At 34.6% G+C, this 3086-nt stretch carries 2 protein-coding genes; both read right to left on the reverse strand.

Going from position 1 to position 3086, the window contains the following annotated elements:
* A partial coding sequence (locus tag V7024_RS17800) for a Cna B-type domain-containing protein (RefSeq protein ID WP_335522304.1) occupies positions 1–1769 on the reverse strand: 1769 nt, incomplete at its 3' end.
* 1035 nt (positions 1770–2804) lie between these two features.
* The coding region (locus V7024_RS17805) for an LPXTG cell wall anchor domain-containing protein (RefSeq protein ID WP_335522306.1) at positions 2805–3086 on the reverse strand (282 nt) is incomplete at its 5' end.

Below are 3086 nucleotides of genomic sequence, written 5' to 3' on the forward strand. Positions count from 1 at the left end.
GTAATGTCATAACCATTTACTTCTGATTTGTATCCTACTACTGCTTGTTCTTTCACTTCATATTTGTACGCTACTCCGTTTGCATCGTACGCTTGTAAATTATCAAACGTGTACTTCCAATTGTTTGACGCTGTTACGTCCTGTGTTTGGACCACAGTACCATTTTGTAATAACTCTACTTTGATTGTACTTGGACGATCTGCTGCATTGTTATCTTTCCACGTTTTTGTTCCTTCTACTTTTGTTTGACCTACTTTTGTATTTGTAATGTCATAACCATTTACTTCTGATTTGTATCCTGCTACCGGTTGTTCTCTTACCTCATACGTATATGGGTTTCCATCATCGTCATACGCAGGGATATTTGTAAATGAATAGTTCCAGCCATTTGCTGCAGTTACATCTTGCGTTTGAACGACCTGACCACCTCGCACTAACTCTACTTTAATCGTACTTGGGCGATCCGCTGCATTATTGTCTTTCCATGTTTTTGTTCCGCTAACAGATGTAGTTTTCACCTTATTCGGAATCATCAACTTTACACCTTTTTGAGCACTTGCTTCAACTGTAAATTTGATTTTTGTTTGAGGATCAAAATCCACATAGTCTGGAGCTTTAATCTCTGTTACATAGTAATTTCCTGGGTCTAAATTAGACATTTCAACAATGCCTTTTGGACCTGTTGTATAAGTATCGCCAATTTGCTCACCTGACTCCTTATACAACTTAAACGTAACATCTGGGATGAATTTTGTTGCATTTCCTTCAATATGCTTCACAATTCTTAGCGTACCTTTAGGTGGTAAATCACCTTGTGCACCGCCACCCGCGTTTATATTTTTAACAGAGGCATTCTTTGAAACGGTTACCGGCTGCTCATTTAGAATTTGGTAACTAATTGTATAATCATTATACAAATATTCTTCGTTCATTCCGCTTTCAGTTATAACCGAACTATAATGCATACCGAAATACTTCTTACTTACATAATCCTTATAACCTCTAATGTCGAAAGAGTTACCGTTAAACGTAATCGTTCCATAGCCTTTATCCATAAATTGTTGTGGTGTTAAACTTTCATTTCCAACAATTATAGTAAAGCCTTCCTGCTTAAGCGTTTGACCAAATCGTAAAGTATCAGTCAAAACAACATCAGAACTTAACTCTTTCGTACCAGTAGTGTTTACATTCAACTGCCACTTGATTTCATTAGGAGCCTCTGGGTAAATTTGACCTGTTTTATAAGTAAATGTTGTTGTACCTGTTCCCCCAGTTGGTCCTTTAATTGTTACCCTTTGCTCTGCTAAACTTGTTCCTAAATTTGTATCAACTGGTATCGTTTGATTGATTCCTACATTATTAGTTGCTTTATATTCAAAATACATATAACCTCTAATATTTTGAAGTTTCTCAACCATATCATTAAATGTACATACCACATTCGTTGTCGATATTTGGCAAGTACCAAAGCTAACACCTGCATCATTCTTTAAATCAATCGTTTTACCATATCCCGCCAGTTCTGTAGGTAGCGTTAACGTTAATGTGTCTCCAGCCTTCATTTTATTTCCAGATTTATCACTAAAGTCAACTCTTATCCCTGATCGTTCTCCATAATCTAGATCTTTTTTGTCGAACGTAAAGCTATCAACAAACCCTGTTGTATTTAGCTCTTGCGCATTTGCAATGATCGGCATAAAACCTTTCCCTATAGTAAACATTACAATCATGAAAATGAAAAAAAATGATGTTACTCTTTTAATATACATACCCTACGGCATCCTCCTATCAATTATTTTTAGATGGACTGTCGTACAGCGTGCTATGATAATCATCCTCCCAAGCTTTTCATTGGTATATATTGGTTATGTGATTTTTATTAGTGCAGACACCCTTTCGTTTCCTTCAACGCTCCTATCGTTGTTAGAGAAACAAAATTTTAATTGTCTATTATGAGCCTAGCAATTTAACTTCACATCCGCTTCATTTCTTCTGTAAGAATGATTCGTTTCACAAATGATACCAATTCTATTTAGGACCATATTGATGTATCAAACACAAAGTGATAATATGAACAATGGCTAAACTTCCATCATGTCTATCAAATCAACTTAATTTGTACCCTACATACCATCTCTCTGAGCATAAAATAAATCTTCTCATCAGGGGAGTTTTACGACTAGTCGAACTATTCAGTCTCTTTCTGATAGTTCTCTCATAGCTTCTTACTTTTTCAGAATCTTTGGGTGAACGTTTTACTGTCAAAAAGTAGTATGATAAAAACGAAGTTAATAACATTTCTATTTGCATACTATTGCCCATACTAATTTCAAATGAATAGAATTAGTATGTCAAAGTTTCATAGCATGCGTTTTTTCTCTCCCATAAAGAAATCTCTTACGCTCTTATTCATACTATTAAAACTCTTCCAATAATAATAGATTTTGTAATTAAAAAAACTATACAGTTATCGGAAAAATCACTATCGATAACACCTCCTATACCCCTGTTCCTTATATATTTATATATCCATATTAAAATGTCAATAATTAAGACTTATGTTAGTCGCATATTCACGCAAAAAAAGTTACAAACCACAAGCAGTACTATCTCGTTAGAAATTATGTACACACTTCACTGTATACATGAATAAATTTTTCAACATAATTACTTGTTTCATAAATGATTTTAGATAGATGCTAATTTACTTGTATGAACCTATAACGTTTTGAATCCTCTCAATAAAAAAAGACCCGAATAGTGACTTTTTTGCTCGTCTACTACTCGGGTTACAGATAATCTAATTATTTAGCTCTTTGACGACGGAATAACATTCCACCTAAAACGAACAATACCATACCACCAACCATTGAAATCATCTCTGCTGGTGTTCCTCCTGTTTTAGGAAGAGCTACTGTTGTCTTATTATCACCGTTAGTGGATGGTGCTTTTGGATTCTCGACACTTGTTTTTGTACCTGTATCTGTGTTTGTACTTGTACTTGTACCTGTGTTTGTACTTGTACCTGTCGATTCCTTAATCTTTGTATTTGTAATGTCATAACCTTTTACTTCGGATTTGTATCC

This window comes from Bacillus sp. JJ864, assembly GCF_036963045.1.
GTDB lineage: Bacteria > Bacillota > Bacilli > Bacillales > Bacillaceae_G > Bacillus_A > Bacillus_A pseudomycoides_C.